Below are 18,940 nucleotides of genomic sequence, written 5' to 3'. Positions count from 1 at the left end.
CTTTACGCCGCTCGCAATGTTGGATTATAGCGTAGGGTAATCGGTATAGCCTTCCGCGCCGCCACCGTAGAAACTTTCAGGACGTGGTGGATTAAGTTCGGCTTTACGTTGCAAGCGAGTGACCAGGTCTGGATTCGCAATCCAGTTACGACCAAATGCCACAGCGTCAATTAACCCTTTTTCGATGCGCATCTCTGCTTTTTCTGCTGAATAAGCCCCGGCACCGACAATCGGACCGTGGAAACGGGAACGCACTTTTTCGCGGAAGGCATCGGTATACGGTTCACCGCCAGCCCAGTCCGGTTCGGACAAATGCAGATAAGCAATACCACGTTTACCCAGTTGTTCAATCAGATACAGCGCATCGGCTTCTTCATCTGGACCATTGTCGAGATTGGCAAAAGTACCGATCGGTGAGAGACGGATACCAATGCGATCGGCTCCCCATTCTTTGATCCCGGCATCGACCACTTCCAGCACCAATCGCGCGCGATTTTCCACGCTGCCGCCATACTGATCGGTACGATGGTTAGAGGAGGGGGAGAGGAACTGATGTAGCAGATAACCATGTGCGCCATGCAGTTCGACCAGATCAAAACCTGCTTCGCGGGCATTGGCGATGGCCTGACGAAAATCGTTAACGATGCCAGGGATTTCTTCCAGTGTCAGCGCACGAGGCATGGAGGTTTCGACACGAATCGCTCGACCATTTTCATCACGCAGTGATGTCCGGGTCCCTGCACTAATGGCTGATGGAGCTACCGGAGCCTGACCACCAGGCTGCAAACTGCTGTGTGATACACGCCCGGTATGCCAGAATTGCACGGCCATATGACCGCCTTGTGCATGAACACCCGAGGTGATTTTTTGCCATGCGGCAATTTGTTCGGCACTGTAGAGCCCCGGCGCACCCGCATAGCCTTTTGCCTGGGCGGAAATTTGCGTTGCTTCACTGATGATCAAACCCGCACTGGCGCGCTGGCGATAGTATTCCGCCATCAACGGAGTAGGGATGTCACCCGGTTCTATATTGCGCAAACGCGTCAGTGGGGCCATAAAGATACGGTTTGCTACCGTGATTGCGCCCACTTTAAGCGGGGTATACAGCTTGTCATACGACATGGTGACTCCTGAGTAGACCGGTCGTCTAGCATTTGAGTAAAAAATAACGCCCTATTGTCCGGGCGTTGTGATCATAATTTTTGCGTGAGCCATCGCGCTTTCCAGCGGTGATGAACTTCGGGAAATCTTGGCCTGGAGCCTTGCACCCAACCAAAGAGAATGCAAAACTTCCGCCAGTGTTTGTGCGTCACCTTCAAACGACATACAGCCCTGACGGCGACCGCTCTCCAGTGTGTCCGCCAGCAGTGTGACAACCTGGCGTGTGCCTTTGTCCATTGCGATACGCATATCTTCCGATAAATCACACACTTCAGCCGATAACTTTACAGTCAAACAATCACTGATTTTACCCTGCAAAGAAAACTGGTTAATAGTTTGCTGGTAATAAGCCAGTAAATGGTCGCGGCAACTGCCCTCAGCAGCACTAAAATGTTGTTCCAGACGCTGAAGATGATTCGCAAAATAGCGTTCAAGCATCGCAACGCCAAAGGCTTCTTTGGACCGAAAATAGTGGTAGAAGGAACCTTTCGGAACTTCCGCCGTTTTTAACAGTTCGCTAAGTCCCATCCCAACAAAACCGCGCTGTAAGCAGAGTGCCTCACCGGTTGCCAGAATATGTTCGCGGGTATTGTGTTCAGTATGTTTGCTCATGGCGAGTTAATCTAATAGACCAGTCGGTCTAATGCAATCGCTTTTTATCTGAGATCCGTTTCGGGACAAAGGTTGCGATGTGAATCATTAACGTCTTCAATGAACAGAAGTGAAATGACAGGAGACTAGCGTGGCGGAGCAATTAGAGTTCTTTCCCGTCCAGAGCCCGTGCCGGGGAATTTGCCAGTCTGACGAACGCGGATTTTGTCGCGGCTGTTTTCGAAGCCGGGATGAACGTTTTAACTGGAATAATATGAGCGATGGCGAAAAACAAGAGGTGCTGCGCCTTTGTCGGCAGCGGCTGATGCGCAAATTACGCGCGAATAAACCAACGTCATCAGATGAACCGGAGCAACCATCACTCTTTTGAGCATAATCTTGCGTATACTCCTCTCATATCTGATAAGAGGAAGCGATTATGGTTCAGCGTATTACTATTGCGCCGCAAGGCCCGGAGTTTTCCCGTTTTGTGATGGGCTACTGGCGACTAATGGACTGGAATATGTCTGCCCGTCAGTTGGTTAGCTTTATTGAGGAGCATCTGGATCTCGGCATTACCACCGTGGACCATGCTGATATATATGGCGGCTATCAGTGCGAAGCGGCGTTTGGCGAGGCGCTGAAGCTGGCGCCGCATCTGCGTGAACGGATGGAAATCGTCAGTAAATGTGGCATCGCGACGACTGCTCGTGAAGAAAATGTCATTGGTCATTACATCACTGACCGCGACCATATTATTAAAAGCGCCGAACAGTCGCTGATTAATCTCGCGACCGATCATCTGGATTTGCTGTTAATCCACCGTCCCGACCCGTTGATGGATGCCGATGAAGTGGCGGATGCGTTTAAACATCTGCATCAGAGCGGCAAAGTGCGCCATTTTGGCGTATCCAACTTCACGCCTGCGCAATTTGCCCTGTTGCAATCACGCCTGCCGTTTACTCTTGCGACCAATCAGGTGGAAATATCCCCGGTGCATCAGCCGTTGCTGCTGGATGGTACGCTCGATCAGCTACAACAACTGCGTATTCGTCCAATGGCGTGGTCGTGCCTTGGTGGTGGGCGTCTGTTCAATGATGATTATTTCCAGCCGCTGCGGGATGAACTTGCTGTGATAGCCCAGGAATTAAACGCCGCCACGATTGAGCAGGTTGTTTATGCCTGGATATTACGTCTGCCGTCGCAACCGTTGCCGATCATTGGCTCTGGTAAAATTGAGCGCGTACGGGCTGCTGTAGAGGCAGAAGCCCTGAAAATGACGCGTCAGCAGTGGTTCCGTATCCGTAAAGCTGCATTAGGTTACGACGTACCGTAAGCACTTTTAGGATTAGCCGCCGTTCAAATATGTGTCACTGGTTTACACTTAACGGGTATGCACAATGAACGGAGGTCCTATGAAGCGTTTTAGTCTGGCTATCCTGGCGCTGGTTGTTGCGACCGGCGCACAAGCCGCCAGTGAAAAAGTCGAGATGAACCTCGTTACGTCGCAAGGGGTTGGGCAGTCAATAGGTAGCGTAACTATTACTGAAACCGATAAAGGTCTGGAGTTTTCACCCGATCTGAAAGCATTACCCCCCGGTGAACATGGCTTTCATATTCATGCCAACGGAAGCTGTCAACCAGCAACGAAAGATGGCAAAGCGGCTGCGGCAGAATCTGCAGGCGGGCATCTTGATCCACAAAAAACCAACAAGCATGAAGGGCCGGAAGGTGCGGGACATTTAGGCGATCTGCCTGCGCTGGTGGTCAATAATGACGGCAAGGCGGCCGATGCCGTTATTGCGCCTCGTCTGAAATCACTCGATGAAATCAAAGACAAGGCGCTGATGATCCACGTTGGCGGCGATAATATGTCCGATCAACCTAAACCGCTGGGCGGTGGCGGTGAACGCTATGCCTGTGGTGTTATTAAGTAGTTAAGAGGCCAGCGTACCTTGCGGCGGTGCTTGCTCAAGTTGCGAAAGCGAGCAGTATAGTCGCCAGACAATCGCTGCCAGCTCACGGGCGGCAGGCTGATGATGCCGGGCAAGGCTGTCACAAATCCGCTGTAATTCTTCAAGCGTGGCTGCCAGCGATTTTTGCTGAACGCCACGCTCACTCATCACTCCCCGCAACAGCGAAATACAGTTATCCCGCACTTGTGATAACGGATCAGAACGTGACTCCCACTCGCGTAATTGCCAGACAACATGCGAACAGTTCAGTAGCACCACCCCCCAACGTAATAACCAGCGGCGCGCCAGCGCATCCTGGCTGTTGCTCAACTGACTGACGTGATGATATGTGAGAGATTCAAATTCGTTCTCGCTATGTATCGGGCGACGGCTGAGTTGATCGACAAAATCCCGGCGCAGGGCGCGAATATGGCGACGGCTTTTGCGGGCATCCGACCCAGGCCGCAGAATGGCAAACGCTAACCACGCCAACGCCACGCCAACGATTTTCGCCAGATTATCATTGAGAAAATCGGCAAAATCATACACCGGCGGGTTGGTAACGGCGATAAACGAGCCCATAAAAACAATCAGTTGCCCCCATAATGCGGCATGTTTTGGTATTTGTATCTTGAGTAGCTGCATCGTTGCCAGCAGGGGGAAAAGAAACAGCAAAAATTGCCACAGCTCGCTAATTTGAACCATCAGGCCAAATTTAACCACAAAGCTAAAGAACGACAGCAATACCAGTGTGCGCATCAGCAGCGTCAATGACTTAAACGGCGCTGCAACGGCGGAATAAAGGACGCAGCTAATCGCAGCCAGGGTTAAGGCATTGGCTCCGGCATCCCATTGCGAGGCAATACTCCACGCACCAATCAACATCAACGTACAAAATGTCCGCAGCCCGCTCCACATGGCTTCTGCATTATCGGTATGACGTGCCAGCCCGGACGCGCGAGGGAGTCTGGTTTGATCATCTACGCCGCTTTGCAGACGATGTAATTCCTGACTACTTTGCAGATAAAGGCGGCAAAAATAACGTAGTCGCTGCCAGAAGGCGACGTGCCGGTAGTCAGCTGAGTTCGTCGGGCGTAACGGGGCAATAATGCGTGCGACGGTGTAAAAATCCGTTTGCCCGCTGGCGAGGGCCGTTAGCAACTGTTCAAGAATTTCCCGTATAGCACCAGGGGGTGATGGCCAGTTGAGCAACATACGCCGCAAGCTCGAAATGACGCTGGTCATGCGTAACTGCTGGTGGAGTAACGCATTGAGGCGCGCGTTTTGCTGGCGGAAGCGATAGTGGCTCCAGAAAGCCTGGATACGCAGCAAATTCATGGTCAGTATCTGCCCAATCACCCCTTCATGTGCGGTACGAATGGCATCGGTTGTTTCAGGCTGCCAGAGTAAACTGGCATGTTCCAGTAAACGGGCGTGCATGTTTTTCAATGCGGTTAAAAGGGCAGTGGCATCGGAAGTGCTCGGCAGAATCATCATCATCATCCCACCGCAGAGAATACCGACGATCACTTCGCAAACGCGCGCCTGGGCGATGTCCCACAACTGGCTTGCTTCAGTGATATTGACCATCGGGAAGGCGATAATCGCAGCTGTGTAACCCGCCAGTTGAAACGCATAGGCCACGTTATTCGTGAAATGCGCGCAGGCCCAGGTACAAAAACCAAGCCATGCCGACATGCTCAACAGGAAGAACCACGGTTCGTTAAGAGTATGCCCGGCAAGGATTAGCGCCGCGATAGCCCCCAGCAAACTGCCAGCGATGCGCCCCAGGCTTTTGCTGATGACACCGCCAACTGTCGGAAAGCTCACTACCGCGGCTGACGTCATCGCCCAATAGGGCTCGTCCAGATTTAAATAATAAGCAACAGTCAGAGCCAGACACATGGCAAGGGTATTGCGCAACGCATAGCGCCATTGTGCCAGCGTGGCCTTAAACCAGGGCAGATTGCGCAGAGACCATGACCAGGCGTTCATTACTGACCTACTGCGATACTACAGGTTGTGCCGGATACCAGCGTGACATCGCTGGGAACATTATCAAGGGCAAAGCGAACCGGGACGCGCTGGGCGAGGCGAACCCAGGGAACGTTAGGTTTAACGTCTGGAATCAGGCTGGAATCGTTTTCCACACTCTGATCATAAATTGCCCGACCGATACTGGAGACGTGACCCTGTAACGTTTTGTTGTCGCTATAGAGCGTAATGTGTGCTGGCGCACCGTCGCGGATATGCCGCAATTTGGTTTCTTCAAAATAACCAATGACGTAAAACGAGTGACTGTCCACGAGGGCAAACAGCGGTTTTCCTGTGTCAGCGTAGTCGCCGATGCGGGTAGTGAGGTTGGTGACCCATCCGCTGACCGGGGCGCGAATTTCCGTTTGTGCCAATTGCCATTGTGCTTGTTTCAGCGTTGCTTGTGCGGCATCGACACTGGCCTGCATCGCTTTAACATTGAGGTTTGCCGTATCCAGTTCTTCGGCAGAGATAAAATTTTGCGAGAGATGACGGCGGCGGTTGGCCTCATTATTGGCTCTGGCAAGATCAGATTGCGCTTTCGCCAGTTGGGCCAGGGCATTCAGTTCTGCAATCTGGAAGGGTGTTTTATCGATAGTGAACAGAATATCGCCAGCGTTAACCAACTGGTTGTCTTTTATATTCATCGCAACAATACGTCCGGACACTTGTGGGGTGATAGCGACCTGTTCCGCGCGTATTTTGCCATCCCGCGTCCACGGTGACTGCATGTAATAGTTCCAGAGCCACCATCCGGCGAGAACGGCAACTACTGCTACAATTATTGTTGAGAAATACTTAATGGTTTTAATTGACATAGTTACCACGCAATCAATATTGCCAGGGCGGAGCATACGCAGATCGCAAACAGCGACAAATCCATTAACAAGGGATGCCAGATGTCGCCCGCGTAGATCCAGTCGCGAAGCAGGCGGTGCAGGACAAGCCAGACGACGAATCCAAGCGCGAAGGCTTTGAAAAACGGAGGAAAGTAGACGGATGCACCGAACACCAGATCTTGTAGGGGCAATCCTGTTGCACTATGCATAAACTTCACAAAATAGATTCCTTTGAGGCTGAGTTTATTGCTTTAGATTAATAAATATTGTTTATGTGAGAGAAAATTACTCGCTATTTCTGAAAAGCATGTCTGACGGTAAGCAAATGCAGCAATCCATTTGTTTTAGCAATACAATTGCTGCACACTATTCTAAAAGCCGTATAATATCTTAGCAAGCTAATTATAAGGAGATGAAATTGGAATCGCCACTAGGTTCTGATCTGGCACGGTTGGTGCGCATATGGCGTGCTCTGATAGACCATCGCCTGAAACCCCTGGAGTTAACGCAAACCCATTGGGTGACGTTGCATAATATACATCAGTTACCTCCAGACCAGTCGCAAATTCAACTGGCAAAAGCGATTGGCATTGAGCAGCCATCACTGGTTCGTACGTTGGACCAACTGGAAGAAAAAGGGTTAATTTCGCGTCAAACTTGTCCCAGCGATCGGCGGGCCAAACGTATTAAACTGACGGAAAAGGCGGAGCCGCTGATTAGCGAAATGGAAGCTGTTATTAACAAGACCCGGGCGGAAATTTTGGATGGGATTTCAGCAGAGGAACTGGAACAACTGATTAGGCTCATTGCAAAACTTGAGCATAATATTACTGAGTTACAGGCCAAAGGGTGAAATAAAGGGGGCGTGTGGCCAGGTAGCTGACCACACGTCAACTTGTTTAGCGCGGGGAAACCGTCACCTGGCTGCCGTTGCTAGCCAGAACGACACGTTGTCCCGGAGAGAAATGGGTATTGCCCTGTTTCTGTACCACCATGATGGTGTTGCCATCATCTTTACGAATTTCCAGCTCCACACCCTGTGTTTTGTTCATTGCGCTCTGTACGCCCTGACCGGCTACACCACCCGCGACGGCACCTGCTGCGGTAGCCAAAGAGCGTCCAGTACCGCCACCAACGGTATTACCAAGAAAACCACCGAGAACCGCACCGCCAATTGCGCCGATGACGTTGGAATCATCACCGCCCTGAATCTGTACCTGCCGTACGTTCACGATTGTGCCGTAGCTGACATTCTGCACTTGCTTCGCTTCAGAGGCAGTATAAACATCGCCAGATAGGGTATCGTTGTTAACACAACCAACAAGAGAAAGACCTACCATTGATACAACCAGTACGCGTTTAATCATTGAAAAATCTCCTGATTACCATGAAACGCCTCACAAGCATCCCTAATGGTCAAAGTAAACCGCATTAGTATAACCATGATTACATGTTCCACTAAAACATGATTAAATCATAATTAGAGTAGGGTTAACCAAGTATAAACAAAACATTCATATTAGTTATTGATGTGAATATAATCTTTTACTACCAACGATAAAAATCGGCTCTTATGCATGGAATTCGCGAAAGGTTTGTGTTTGAGTGGAACGCAAACATCAGGTTGAAAAAGGATGAACTATGAAATCAGGCCGCTTTATTGGTGTTATGTCAGGTACTAGCCTGGATGGTGTCGATGTTGTGTTAGCGACGATCGATGAACACCGGGTGGCGCAGCTGGCAAGTTTGAGCTGGCCGATTCCCCCATCACTCAAACAGGCGGTGCTGGATATTTGCCAGGGGCAACAGCTTACGCTCTCCCAGTTTGGTCAACTGGATACCCGACTTGGCTGCTTGTTTGCGGATGCCGTTAATGCACTATTAAAAGCAGAAAATTTACAGCCGAAAGATATCGTAGCTATCGGTTGTCATGGCCAGACCGTCTGGCACGAACCCACGGGCGTCGCGCCACATACGCTACAGATAGGTGATAACAATCAAATTGTTGCGCGGACTGGAATTACCGTCGTCGGGGATTTTCGCCGTCGCGATATCGCCTTAGGTGGCCAGGGCGCACCGCTGGTACCTGCTTTTCATCACGCATTGCTGGCCCATCCAACTGAGCGGCGAATGGTGCTTAATATTGGTGGTATTGCCAATCTGTCACTACTCATACCAGGGATGCCGGTAGGTGGCTACGATACCGGACCGGGCAACATGCTAATGGACGCATGGATCTGGCGTCAGGTCGGTAAACCTTACGATAAAGACGCTGAGTGGGCGCGGGCGGGTAAGGTTATTCTGCCGCTGCTGCAAAAAATGCTTAGCGATCCCTATTTTTCCCAGCCAGCACCCAAAAGCACCGGGCGCGAATACTTTAACTATGCCTGGCTGGAGCGCCATCTACGCGATTTCCCTGGCCTGGATGCGCGAGATGTCCAGGCAACACTGGCGGAACTTACCGCCGTGACCATTTCTGAACAAGTCTTGTTGAGCGGTGGCTGCGATCGATTGATGGTATGTGGTGGTGGAAGTCGCAATCCGCTGCTCATGGCGAGGCTGGCTGCATTACTGCCCGGTACTGAAGTGACCTCCACCGATGCCGTTGGCATTAGTGGCGATGACATGGAAGCGTTAGCCTTCGCATGGCTTGCCTGGCGAACGCTGGCTGGGCTGCCCGGCAATCTACCTTCCGTTACCGGCGCAAGCGAGGAAACGGTATTGGGCGCTATTTTCCCTGCAAACCCGCGATATCAGAGTTAACTGAATTTTTCTTACTGCGTCTGCCGTTACACTTGGAAGTTGAGGAGGGCGTTTTTGCCCTCCGGACCAGGAAAGTCTTCGGGATATGTTTATGAAAAAACTGTTACTACTTTGTCTGCCGCTATTTCTTACCGGCTGTGGCGCGTTTAATCAACTGGTTGAGCGCATGCAAACTGATACGCTGGAATACCAGTGTGATGAAAAACCGTTGACGGTCAAACTGAATAATCCGCGTCAGGAAGTTAGTTTTGTTTATGATAATCAACTGCTGCACCTTAAACAGGGGATTTCAGCGTCTGGCGCACGTTATACCGACGGTATCTACGTTTTCTGGTCAAAAGGTGATGAGGCGACGGTCTATAAACGTGACCGCATCGTCTTGAATAACTGTCAGTTACAAAATCCGCAGCGTTGAGATTTTTCCAGGGGCGGCGCACAATAGCGTCACCCACTGACAATTTGTAAAGAAAACCATGGCTGATAACGACGAATTGCAGCAAATCGCGCATCTGCGCCGCGAATACACAAAAGGCGGTTTACGCCGCCGCGATCTTCCCGCCGATCCTTTAACCCTTTTTGAACGCTGGCTTTCTCAGGCCTGTGAAGCCAAACTGGCCGATCCTACTGCGATGGTCGTCGCCACCGTTGATGAACATGGTCAACCCTATCAGCGCATTGTTTTACTAAAACATTACGATGAAAAAGGGATGGTGTTTTACACCAACCTCGGCAGCCGTAAAGCACACCAAATCGAAAATAATCCGCGCGTTAGCCTGCTTTTCCCATGGCATACCCTGGAACGGCAGGTGATGGTTATCGGTAAAGCGGAACGTCTTTCGACTCTCGAAGTGATGAAATATTTTCATAGCCGCCCGCGTGATAGCCAGATTGGCGCGTGGGTATCGAAGCAGTCCAGCCGTATTTCTGCGCGTGGGATCCTTGAAAGCAAGTTTCTGGAATTGAAGCAGAAGTTTCAGCAGGGCGAAGTGCCGTTGCCGAGTTTTTGGGGCGGTTTTCGCGTCAGCCTTGAACAGATTGAGTTCTGGCAGGGCGGTGAGCATCGGCTGCATGACCGCTTTTTGTACCAGCGTGAAAACGAGGCGTGGAAAATCGATCGCCTCGCACCCTGAAAAGATGCAAAAATCTTGCTTTAATCGCTGGTACTCCTGATTCCGGCACTTTATTCTATGTCTCTTTCGCATCTGGCGAAAAGTCGTGTACCGGCAAAGGTGCAGTCGTTATATACATGGAGATTTTGATGGCAAGCAGTAACTTGATTAAACAATTGCAAGAGCGGGGGCTGGTGGCCCAGGTGACGGACGAAGAAGCGTTAGCAGAGCGACTGGCGCAAGGCCCGATCGCGCTTTATTGCGGCTTCGATCCTACCGCTGACAGCTTGCATTTGGGGCATCTTGTTCCATTGTTATGCCTGAAACGCTTCCAGCAGGCGGGCCACAAGCCGGTTGCGCTGGTAGGCGGCGCCACGGGTCTGATTGGCGACCCGAGCTTCAAAGCTGCCGAGCGTAAGCTGAACACTGAAGAAACTGTTCAGGAGTGGGTGGACAAAATCCGCAAGCAGGTTGCCCCGTTCCTCGATTTCGACTGCGGAGAAAACTCTGCTATCGCAGCGAACAACTATGACTGGTTCGGCAATATGAATGTGCTGACCTTCCTGCGCGATATCGGCAAACACTTCTCCGTTAACCAGATGATCAACAAAGAAGCGGTTAAACAGCGTCTCAACCGTGAAGATCAGGGGATTTCGTTTACCGAGTTTTCCTACAACCTGTTGCAGGGCTATGACTTTGCCTGCCTGAACAAACAGTACGGTGTGGTGCTGCAAATCGGCGGTTCTGACCAGTGGGGTAACATCACCTCTGGTATCGATCTGACCCGTCGTCTGCATCAGAACCAGGTGTTTGGCCTGACCGTTCCTCTTATCACCAAAGCAGACGGCACTAAGTTCGGTAAAACTGAAGGTGGTGCAGTATGGCTGGATCCGAAGAAAACCAGTCCGTACAAGTTCTACCAGTTCTGGATCAATACTGCTGATGCTGACGTTTACCGCTTCCTGAAGTTCTTTACCTTTATGAGCATTGAAGAGATCAATGCCCTCGAAGAAGAAGACAAAAACAGCGGTAAAGCGCCACGCGCTCAGTATGTGCTTGCGGAGCAGGTGACGCGTCTGGTTCACGGTGAAGAAGGTTTGCAAGCTGCGAAACGTATTACCGAGTGCCTGTTCAGCGGTTCTCTGAGTGCGTTGAGTGAAGCGGACTTCGAACAACTGGCGCAGGACGGCGTACCGATGGTAGAGATGGAAAAAGGCGCTGATCTGATGCAGGCGTTGGTTGATTCTGAACTGCAACCTTCCCGTGGTCAGGCGCGTAAAACTATCGCCTCTAATGCCATCACCATTAATGGTGAAAAACAGTCCGATCCAGAATACTTCTTTAAAGAAGAAGATCGTCTGTTTGGTCGTTATACCTTACTTCGTCGCGGCAAAAAGAATTACTGTCTGATTTGCTGGAAATAATGCATTAAGTGGAAAGGGGGGGTGAGAAATCACTCCCCCTGATTTTTATACAGGGAACACGATGAAAAATATTCTCGCTATCCAGTCTCACGTTGTCTATGGTCATGCGGGTAACAGCGCGGCAGAGTTTCCAATGCGCCGCCTGGGCGCGAATGTCTGGCCGCTCAACACCGTTCAATTTTCTAATCACACCCAATACGGCAAATGGACCGGCTGTGTTATGCCGCCCAGCCATTTAACCGAAATTGTGCAAGGCATTGCTGCCATCGATAAGTTGCACACTTGTGATGCTGTATTAAGCGGCTATCTGGGGTCGGCGGAGCAGGGCGAGCATATCCTCGGTATTGTCCGTCAGGTGAAAGCGGCGAACCCGCAGGCGAAATATTTTTGCGATCCGGTAATGGGACACCCCGAAAAAGGCTGTATCGTTGCGCCAGGTGTGGCGGAGTTCCACGTGCGTCACGGTCTTCCTGCCAGCGATATCATCGCGCCAAATCTGGTTGAGCTGGAAATCCTCTGCGAGCATCCGGTACATAACGTCGAAGATGCGGTTAAAGCTGCGCGCGAACTTATTGCTCAGGGGCCTGAAATCGTACTGGTGAAACATCTGGCGCGTGCCGGTTACAGCACAGAACGTTTTGAAATGCTGCTGGTCACTGCCGATGAAGCATGGCATATCGACCGTCCTCTGGTAGATTTTGGCTCGCGTCAGCCAGTAGGCGTCGGTGATGTGACGAGCGGGTTACTGCTGGTGAAACTACTACAGGGCGCAACGTTGCAGCAGGCGCTGGAGCATGTGACCGCGGCGGTATACGAAATTATGGTAACCACCAAAGCAATGCAGGAATATGAGCTGCAAGTTGTAGCAGCCCAGGATCGTATTGCTAAACCAGAACACTACTTCAGTGCGACGAAGCTCTGAAAAGTGTCTTGTCGGCCCACAGTATCCTGCGGGCCGATAACCATTACTGCAAGCCTTCCGCAGTTAGCGCGGCTTTTACCGTCGGACGTTCAGCCATACGCTGCATATAGGCGGCAATATGCTCTAAACCTTCCAGATTCAATTTCACCCCATATGCCCAGCGCAGTACAGTAAACAGATAGGCGTCAGCAATAGTAAAACGTTGCCCGCAAATCCAGTGATCCTCTTTCAGCGCATCGTTAACGTACTGCAGTTTTTTCTCCAGCTGTGCGCGTGCAGTCGGTTTGAACTCTTCCGGTGTAGCCGGGTGAAACAGCGGAGTAAAGCCTTTATGCAACTCAGTGGCGATATAGTTCAGCCATTCGATGGTTTTATAGCGAGAAATACTGTTTACCGGAGCCAGTAACTGGCGGTCGGGGACGCTGTCGGCAAGATACTGCATAATGGCCACGCCTTCCGTGAGCAGAGTGCCATCGTCCAGCAGCAGAGCAGGAACCTGCCCTTTAGGATTAATCGCAAAGTAATCATCGCCGTTTTCCAGACGTTTTTTCATTAAATCCACACTGGTGAGCGTAAAGTCCTTTCCGCTCTCACGCAGGATGATATGGGAAGCAAGAGAGCAGGCGCCCGGTTTGTAGAACAGTTTCATCGGTAACTCCTTTTGGCTGTGGTTTAAAGTATGGTAGTGCGTTGCTGAACAAAAAAAAAGCCGCTAACGAAAAGTTAGCGGCTTGTAAAAGAGTTTCCCTGAAATTTACGCTACGGCAGCTTTCGCCGCTTTATCAGCAGCATCGTCCTGAGTCATACGATGCAGTTTCGGCGCGGTCAGCAGCATCAGCACTGCAATAACAGCAGTAGCAACACCAATCTGTAAGAATACGCGGCCATATACTTCCAGCGACATCAGCGGATCGGTTACGTTATCCGGTACAGCCATCATACCCGCAACATAACCACCAATCAGGTTTGCACCGGCAGTGGTCAGGAACCAGCTACCCATAATAAAGCCCATCAGACGCTGTGGAACGAGCTGAGCAACCATTGCCAGACCCAGGCCGGAGATCATCAGTTCACCGATACTCTGCAGGCCATAGCTTGCGACCAGCCAGCTTACAGACACGATACCGGCGTCAGAGGCGAATTTCGCGCCCAGTGGCAGGATCAGGAACGCGCCAGAACACATCACCATACCGATAGCAAACTTAGTCGGCATCGGCAGGGTATCGCCCATCTTGTTATAGATAGCGGCGAGAATCGGGCTACCAATGATGATCCAGAACGGGTTCAGTGCCTGATACTGTTCAGGTTCTACTGCCAGGCCCAGAATGGTGTGCTCAACGTTACGGATTGCAAAGAAGTTCAGAGACGTCGGCATCTGGCTGTACAGCACGAAGAAGATGATTGCTTCAAGCATCAGGATGAAAGCAACGATCATTTTACGACGTGCAGCACCTTTCATTGCAAAGGCTTCTTTACCGAAGATAACCACGATACCGAAGGCAACAACGCCCAGCGCCATACGCGCAACGTCCTGGTTGTGCAGCAGCCAGGTGGCAATAGCAATCAGCGCGACAACACCAATAATGGTTAACAGCAGATTGCGGTAGTTGATCGGCTCGAAGTCAGGTTTTGAACCGTACTGCTTAACCCAGCGTTGGCAAAAGGCGAAGTTAACGATGGTGATCAACAGACCAACTACGCTAAGGGCGAATGCGACGCTCCAGCCATACTTGGCTGCTAACCACGGCGTTGCAATCATAGAGAAGAATGAACCGATGTTGACGGACATGTAGTACATGGTGAATGCACCGTCCAGACGTGGATCGTTTTTCTCGTAGCAAGTTGACAGCAGTGAAGACGGGTTGGCTTTAAACAGGCCGTTACCGACCGCAATTGCCGCCATACCCATATAGACGATACCGGCATCGTGACCAGACCAGGCAACCAGCGCATAGCCAATAGCCAGCACAATAGCACCAAGCATAATGACGCGTTTTGTACCCAGTACTTTATCGCCTAACCAACCACCAATAGCGACAAGACCATAAACCAGGGCGCTAAAGGAAGAGAAAAGTGTGATTGAATCCGCTTCGGACATACCCAGTTGTTTAACCAGGTAAACAGCCATAATTCCTTGTAGGCCGTAATAACCAAAGCGTTCCCATAACTCGATCGAGAAGATGAGATAGAACGCCTTCGGTTGTTTGAAAGCGTTCAAACTAACGCTTTCTGTTGGTTTTTGGTTTGCAGTGGACACTTTTACCTCTTTTTTTACATCCCATATTAACGGGGGTGCTTTCTCGCGTGATGTCTAATAAACATACGCGCAATTGTTATAGTGGGAGGGGAAACGGCAGGTAATGTTCACTATCTTGCACTTTCAGACAAGTCCTTTGTAATAATATGTTACATATAACTGGCATGGAGAAATCATCGGCCCATTGAAATGTTATCCAGCGTTAAATTTTTCAAAAAACGCAACGGCAGATTTTTTCACTACCAGAAGAGGGGGAATACTGATATTTGGCGATATGTTCTACTGTAAGGTGTTTTATGTAGTGAGATAGTCCATTATCTGAAAAATAGACAGTGTAATGTTTTGTAGGTTTATGCCCTGGTTGAATCAATGCCTTGTCAAATTTAACTTAAATAGAGCAAAATTTTTACATCATGACATCAATGTGATCTTGATCACGAATAGATAGAAAATTTCGCTATTAAAAAAACAATTAACCTGCATTTTTGGTTATTCACAAACGGATTGCCTGACAATGATGCCGCGAGGCGGCATCATTGACGTTAACAAGATGTTTTATAAGAGGATGAGAAATAGTTATGAATGGGATAACGATGTTACCCCTTTTCGTCAGATGTCAACTTTCTCTTTGTATTCACAAAGATCTTCAATAATGCAGGAGCCACAGCGAGGCTTGCGGGCAATACAGGTGTAACGCCCGTGGAGGATTAACCAGTGGTGGCAATCGACTTTGAATTCTGCCGGAACCACTTTGAGTAGTTTTTCTTCAACCTGTTCGACATTTTTCCCCGGTGCAAATTGGGTGCGATTACAGACGCGGAAAATGTGCGTATCTACAGCAATGGTCGGCCAACCGAAAGCAGTATTCAATACCACGTTTGCTGTTTTACGCCCTACACCGGGCAGGGCTTCCAGCGCAGCGCGATCTTCCGGAACTTCGCCATTATGCTGTTCGAGCAAAATACGGCAGGTTTTGATGATATTTTCTGCTTTGCTGTTATATAGCCCAATGGTTTTGATATACGTTTTAACCCCATCAACGCCCAGTTCGAGCATTGCGGCAGGTGTATTGGCCACCGGGTAAAGCTTTGCCGTCGCCTTATTGACGCTGACATCGGTCGCCTGAGCGGAAAGCAGTACAGCAATCAACAATTCAAAAGGCGAACTGAAATTAAGTTCGGTTGTAGGATGAGGGTTGTTCTCACGCAGGCGAGTGAGGATCTCCAGTCGTTTTGCTTTGTTCATCAGACATTCCCTGTTTCACCGTCTGGCAACTCGCGTGTAGCAGCTGCTTCAGCACGGCGCTTTTTCATTCTTTCATCAATCAGATATTTTCCCGCCAGCATCAGCCCCAGACCAATGAATGCGCCTGGCGGTAACATTGCTAACAGGAAGGGAGAATCGGTATGGAAGATCTCTACCCGCAGTACTTTGGCCCAGCTACCTAACAGCGCATCGGCGCCGTCAAACAATGTTCCGTTGCCGATGATTTCGCGTAGTGAACCCAGTACGAACATGGCGCAGGTTGCGCCCATGCCTATCGAAAAACCATCAAGTGCGGAGAGCGCCGGACCTTTTTTTGCGGCGAAAGCTTCCGCACGGCCAACAACGATACAGTTAGTGACAATCAGAGGAATAAAAATCCCTAACGATTGATACAGGCCAAAGGCGTATGCGTTAATCAGCATTTGTACGGCGCTGACCACCGAGGCGATGATCATCACGTAAATCGGGATTCGGATTTCGGCTGGCGTCCAGTGACGCAGCGTCGAGATGGTCAGGTTGGTGAGAGTCAACACCAGCGTTGTCGCAAGCCCTAAACCCAGTGCGTTGGTGGCAGTGGAAGTGACCGCCAGCAGCGGACAGAGGCCAAGTAACTGGACCAGTGCGGAGTTGTTCTTCCATAACCCCTGAACAATAACGTCTTTAATTTCGCTCACGGTTTATTCTCCACAGGCAGGAAGTTGAGAAAGTTGTGCTGGCAACGTTTGGGCAAACAATCCGGCGCGTTTTACCGCATTCACCACCGCGCGAGGCGTAATGGTCGCTCCGGTGAACTGGTCGAAATCACCACCATCTTTCTTCACTGCCCAGTGAGCGTCATCCGCGCCGCTGATATTTTTACCCGCGAAATGGGTGATCCAGTCAGAAAGGCGCAGTTCAATTTTGTCGCCAAGCCCCGGCGTTTCGTGATGTTCTGTCACGCGGGTGCCAAGTACCGTGCCGTTAAAATCGGCCCCAACCAACAACTGAATCGCACCGGAATAACCATCTGGTGCGGTTGCCTCCAGAACGGCAGCTACTGGTTTATCATCCTTTTTCGCGATGTAAATCCGATGCTCGCCTTTTCCTAACGCAGACGCAGTTACTATATAGCAACTTTGGGCCAGCTCGTTGTTATAGCGATCGGCTGGTAACACCTGATCAAATAACGCTTTTTGTTGCAGGCTAGCCTGTTCAGCAATCGTGGCTTTGGTCATCTGGTTGATGGCAGCCGTTAAACCTGTTGAACCAGCGGCGAACAGCGCCAGCGTAATACCGTGTTTTCGGATAGTCTTCAGCATGGTTTATCCTTTGCGATGGCCGTATACGCGTGGACGCGTGTAGTAATCGATCAGAGGAACCGTGATGTTCGCCAGCAGGACAGCAAAGGCAACGCCGTCAGGATAGCCGCCGAAACTGCGGATCAGCCAGACTAATAATCCCGCCAGCGCACCGAAAATCAGACGACCACGATTGGTGGTAGACGCGGTGACTGGATCGGTCAGAATAAAGAATGCACCGAGCATGGTCGCGCCAGACAGCAGATGAATCTGCGGTGAAGCTAGTGTTTCCGGAGAGAACAACCAACCCAGCGTTGCGCACAGGGCCAGTGTCACTAAGAAACTGACGGGAATATGCCAACGAATCGCTTTCTGCCATAGCAGCCACACGCCACCAATCAGCCATGCGAGGTTTACCCATTGCCAGCCAGCGCCCGCGAGAACACCGCTGTAGATTGGATACTGCATAATCTGTTCAACAGAATGACCGGCGCGTACAGATGTTTTGAACGTATCCAGCGGTGTCGCCTGGCTAATGCCATCGATACCTAAGCGAAGTGTGTTCATATCACCACCACTGGCGGTATGACCGCTGAAGATAATCTGTACAGCGTCAATGAATCCAGGGATATTGACCGCAATCTCATGCGGCGGCAACCAGCTGGTCATCTGTACCGGGAAGGAGATCAGTAATACCACATAACCAATCATTGCCGGGTTAAACGGATTTTGCCCCAGACCGCCATACAGCTGTTTAGCGATGATTACGGCAAACACAGTGCCGAGTACCACCATCCACCACGGCGCAAGAGGCGGAATACTTACCGCCAGTAATAAGCCCGTTAGCAATGCTGAGTTATCTTTTAAGGTTGCCGTTACAGATTGCTTGCGCAGTTTGAGTACGAGGGCTTCGGCTAAGAGTGCACTGACCGAGGCCAACAGGAGTTGAACGAGAGTACCCCAGCCAAAAAACCACAGTTGCGCAGCGATTCCTGGGACGGTTGCGACCAGCACCAGCATCATTATGCGCGATGTCTGGCGCTGGTTATGGGTATAAGGGGAGCTAGCTATTCTGAATACCATTTAGTCCTCGTTTACAACCTTTTGCTGAGCGGCTTTTTTTGCCTGAACCCGGGCGATAGCGGCGGCAACTGCAGCTTTGCGGGGATCAACCTGTTCTTCCTGCTCTCCGTTGGCCTGCTGTTGTTCCAGCTTGCGCGCTTTAGCGCGGGCGATAGCAGCTTCAACGGCAGCTTTACGCGGATCAACCTGTTCCTGCGGTTCTTCGTTAGCAGGCTGCTGTTCCAGCTTGCGCGCTTTGGCGCGGGCGATAGCGGCTTCA

The 18,940-nt window shown here is 50.7% G+C and carries 21 protein-coding genes and 1 pseudogene; 9 read left to right on the top strand and 13 right to left on the bottom strand.

The window, feature by feature from the left end:
* Positions 1-24: 24 nt before the first annotated feature.
* Together D9734_RS13785 and D9734_RS13780 are read right to left on the bottom strand one after the other, a co-directional pair.
* Positions 25-1,122, bottom strand: a complete 1,098-nt coding sequence (locus tag D9734_RS13785; protein ID WP_130208190.1) for an alkene reductase — start codon at positions 1,120-1,122, stop codon at positions 25-27.
* 51 nt (positions 1,123-1,173) lie between these two features.
* Positions 1,174-1,773, bottom strand: a complete 600-nt coding sequence (locus D9734_RS13780; protein WP_130208188.1) for a TetR/AcrR family transcriptional regulator — start codon at positions 1,771-1,773, stop codon at positions 1,174-1,176.
* Between the two features lie 130 nt (positions 1,774-1,903).
* Here D9734_RS13780 and D9734_RS13775 point away from each other — a divergent pair, with 130 nt between their 5' ends.
* The 3 genes from D9734_RS13775 (at position 1,904) to sodC (ending at position 3,689) form a co-directional block, all read left to right on the top strand.
* Positions 1,904-2,143, top strand: coding sequence for a DUF1289 domain-containing protein (locus D9734_RS13775; protein WP_024258169.1), 240 nt, complete (start codon positions 1,904-1,906; stop codon positions 2,141-2,143).
* 48 nt (positions 2,144-2,191) lie between these two features.
* Positions 2,192-3,088: an aldo/keto reductase family oxidoreductase gene (locus D9734_RS13770; RefSeq protein ID WP_130208186.1), complete on the top strand. Its 897-nt coding sequence runs from the start codon at positions 2,192-2,194 to the stop codon at positions 3,086-3,088.
* A 79-nt stretch (positions 3,089-3,167) separates the two neighbouring features.
* A complete protein-coding gene (sodC, locus tag D9734_RS13765) occupies positions 3,168-3,689 on the top strand; it encodes a superoxide dismutase [Cu-Zn] SodC (RefSeq protein WP_130208184.1) in 522 nt (173 codons plus the stop codon).
* Here sodC and D9734_RS13760 read toward each other — a convergent pair whose 3' ends face one another.
* Genes D9734_RS13760 through D9734_RS13750 form a run of 3 tightly spaced genes read right to left on the bottom strand, consistent with a single transcriptional unit; the run spans position 3,690 to position 6,798 of the window.
* A complete protein-coding gene (locus D9734_RS13760; RefSeq protein ID WP_130208182.1) occupies positions 3,690-5,702 on the bottom strand; it encodes an FUSC family protein in 2,013 nt (670 codons plus the stop codon). It abuts the gene before it with no gap.
* Positions 5,702-6,559, bottom strand: a complete 858-nt coding sequence (locus tag D9734_RS13755; RefSeq protein WP_130208180.1) for an HlyD family secretion protein — start codon at positions 6,557-6,559, stop codon at positions 5,702-5,704. Before D9734_RS13755 ends, D9734_RS13760 begins: the two co-directional genes overlap by 1 nt.
* Positions 6,560-6,561: 2 nt before the next feature.
* Positions 6,562-6,798: a DUF1656 domain-containing protein gene (locus D9734_RS13750; protein WP_130208178.1), complete on the bottom strand. Its 237-nt coding sequence runs from the start codon at positions 6,796-6,798 to the stop codon at positions 6,562-6,564.
* 200 nt (positions 6,799-6,998) lie between these two features.
* Between D9734_RS13750 and slyA the strand changes: the two genes are divergently transcribed.
* On the top strand, positions 6,999-7,433 hold the full coding sequence (gene slyA / locus D9734_RS13745; RefSeq protein ID WP_064530079.1) for a transcriptional regulator SlyA: 435 nt from the start codon (positions 6,999-7,001) through the stop codon (positions 7,431-7,433).
* A gap of 46 nt (positions 7,434-7,479) precedes the next feature.
* Here slyA and slyB read toward each other — a convergent pair whose 3' ends face one another.
* Positions 7,480-7,947 (bottom strand): outer membrane lipoprotein SlyB, encoded by a 468-nt coding sequence (gene slyB / locus D9734_RS13740; RefSeq protein WP_064530029.1) that lies wholly within the window; start codon positions 7,945-7,947, stop codon positions 7,480-7,482.
* Between the two features lie 274 nt (positions 7,948-8,221).
* Between slyB and anmK the strand changes: the two genes are divergently transcribed.
* The 5 genes from anmK to pdxY all read left to right on the top strand — a co-directional run bounded on the left by anmK (position 8,222) and on the right by pdxY (position 12,798).
* On the top strand, positions 8,222-9,343 hold the full coding sequence (anmK, locus tag D9734_RS13735; RefSeq protein ID WP_130208176.1) for an anhydro-N-acetylmuramic acid kinase: 1,122 nt from the start codon (positions 8,222-8,224) through the stop codon (positions 9,341-9,343).
* 85 nt (positions 9,344-9,428) lie between these two features.
* Positions 9,429-9,758 (top strand): C-type lysozyme inhibitor, encoded by a 330-nt coding sequence (gene mliC / locus D9734_RS13730; RefSeq protein ID WP_130208174.1) that lies wholly within the window; start codon positions 9,429-9,431, stop codon positions 9,756-9,758.
* Positions 9,759-9,816: 58 nt separating this feature from the next.
* Positions 9,817-10,473, top strand: a complete 657-nt coding sequence (pdxH, locus tag D9734_RS13725; protein ID WP_064530026.1) for a pyridoxamine 5'-phosphate oxidase — start codon at positions 9,817-9,819, stop codon at positions 10,471-10,473.
* A 128-nt stretch (positions 10,474-10,601) separates the two neighbouring features.
* Positions 10,602-11,876 (top strand): tyrosine--tRNA ligase, encoded by a 1,275-nt coding sequence (gene tyrS, locus D9734_RS13720; RefSeq protein ID WP_053264059.1) that lies wholly within the window; start codon positions 10,602-10,604, stop codon positions 11,874-11,876.
* 61 nt (positions 11,877-11,937) lie between these two features.
* Positions 11,938-12,798 (top strand): pyridoxal kinase PdxY, encoded by an 861-nt coding sequence (gene pdxY / locus D9734_RS13715; protein ID WP_130208172.1) that lies wholly within the window; start codon positions 11,938-11,940, stop codon positions 12,796-12,798.
* A gap of 43 nt (positions 12,799-12,841) precedes the next feature.
* Here the strand turns inward: pdxY and gstA are convergent, their stop codons facing one another.
* From gstA to D9734_RS13680, 7 genes and pseudogenes are all read right to left on the bottom strand, one after another.
* Entirely contained in the window at positions 12,842-13,447 is a 606-nt protein-coding gene (gene gstA, locus D9734_RS13710) for a glutathione transferase GstA (RefSeq protein WP_130208170.1), read from the bottom strand.
* 105 nt (positions 13,448-13,552) lie between these two features.
* Positions 13,553-15,055 (bottom strand): dipeptide/tripeptide permease DtpA, encoded by a 1,503-nt coding sequence (gene dtpA, locus D9734_RS13705; protein ID WP_064530078.1) that lies wholly within the window; start codon positions 15,053-15,055, stop codon positions 13,553-13,555.
* Positions 15,056-15,664: 609 nt separating this feature from the next.
* Complete coding sequence (gene nth, locus D9734_RS13700) at positions 15,665-16,300, bottom strand: endonuclease III (RefSeq protein WP_001030332.1); 636 nt, start codon at positions 16,298-16,300, stop codon at positions 15,665-15,667.
* Positions 16,300-16,995 carry an electron transport complex subunit RsxE gene (gene rsxE / locus D9734_RS13695; RefSeq protein WP_130208168.1) on the bottom strand — a complete coding sequence of 232 codons (696 nt, stop codon included), beginning with the start codon at positions 16,993-16,995 and terminating at the stop codon, positions 16,300-16,302. The genes nth and rsxE overlap by 1 nt, the downstream gene beginning before the upstream one ends.
* Before the next feature lie 3 nt (positions 16,996-16,998).
* Positions 16,999-17,619 carry an electron transport complex subunit RsxG gene (gene rsxG, locus D9734_RS13690; protein ID WP_130208166.1) on the bottom strand — a complete coding sequence of 207 codons (621 nt, stop codon included), beginning with the start codon at positions 17,617-17,619 and terminating at the stop codon, positions 16,999-17,001.
* Positions 17,620-17,622: 3 nt separating this feature from the next.
* A complete protein-coding gene (gene rsxD, locus D9734_RS13685) occupies positions 17,623-18,681 on the bottom strand; it encodes an electron transport complex subunit RsxD (protein ID WP_130208164.1) in 1,059 nt (352 codons plus the stop codon).
* Positions 18,682-18,940: pseudogene (locus D9734_RS13680) on the bottom strand (electron transport complex subunit RsxC); the annotation flags it as partial.

Source organism: Escherichia sp. E14S1 (genome assembly GCF_004211995.1).
Lineage (GTDB): Bacteria > Pseudomonadota > Gammaproteobacteria > Enterobacterales > Enterobacteriaceae > Escherichia.
Note: the sequence above shows the minus strand (reverse complement) of the source record. Positions and strands in the feature narration are given on the sequence as shown.

Excerpts from the sequence above, each read along its gene's own strand:
- slyB (WP_064530029.1), bottom strand. The coding sequence starts at position 7,947 with ATGATTAAACGCGTACTGGTTGTATCAATGGTAGGTCTTTCTCTTGTT.
- mliC (WP_130208174.1), top strand. The coding sequence starts at position 9,429 with ATGTTTATGAAAAAACTGTTACTACTTTGTCTGCCGCTATTTCTTACC.
- tyrS (WP_053264059.1), top strand. The coding sequence starts at position 10,602 with ATGGCAAGCAGTAACTTGATTAAACAATTGCAAGAGCGGGGGCTGGTG.
- anmK (WP_130208176.1), top strand. The coding sequence starts at position 8,222 with ATGAAATCAGGCCGCTTTATTGGTGTTATGTCAGGTACTAGCCTGGAT.
- D9734_RS13780 (WP_130208188.1), bottom strand. The coding sequence starts at position 1,773 with ATGAGCAAACATACTGAACACAATACCCGCGAACATATTCTGGCAACC.
- sodC (WP_130208184.1), top strand. The coding sequence starts at position 3,168 with ATGAAGCGTTTTAGTCTGGCTATCCTGGCGCTGGTTGTTGCGACCGGC.
- D9734_RS13770 (WP_130208186.1), top strand. The coding sequence starts at position 2,192 with ATGGTTCAGCGTATTACTATTGCGCCGCAAGGCCCGGAGTTTTCCCGT.
- pdxY (WP_130208172.1), top strand. The coding sequence starts at position 11,938 with ATGAAAAATATTCTCGCTATCCAGTCTCACGTTGTCTATGGTCATGCG.
- pdxH (WP_064530026.1), top strand. The coding sequence starts at position 9,817 with ATGGCTGATAACGACGAATTGCAGCAAATCGCGCATCTGCGCCGCGAA.
- D9734_RS13760 (WP_130208182.1), bottom strand. The coding sequence starts at position 5,702 with ATGAACGCCTGGTCATGGTCTCTGCGCAATCTGCCCTGGTTTAAGGCC.
- nth (WP_001030332.1), bottom strand. The coding sequence starts at position 16,300 with ATGAACAAAGCAAAACGACTGGAGATCCTCACTCGCCTGCGTGAGAAC.
- D9734_RS13755 (WP_130208180.1), bottom strand. The coding sequence starts at position 6,559 with ATGTCAATTAAAACCATTAAGTATTTCTCAACAATAATTGTAGCAGTA.
- gstA (WP_130208170.1), bottom strand. The coding sequence starts at position 13,447 with ATGAAACTGTTCTACAAACCGGGCGCCTGCTCTCTTGCTTCCCATATC.
- D9734_RS13785 (WP_130208190.1), bottom strand. The coding sequence starts at position 1,122 with ATGTCGTATGACAAGCTGTATACCCCGCTTAAAGTGGGCGCAATCACG.
- rsxG (WP_130208166.1), bottom strand. The coding sequence starts at position 17,619 with ATGCTGAAGACTATCCGAAAACACGGTATTACGCTGGCGCTGTTCGCC.
- rsxD (WP_130208164.1), bottom strand. The coding sequence starts at position 18,681 with ATGGTATTCAGAATAGCTAGCTCCCCTTATACCCATAACCAGCGCCAG.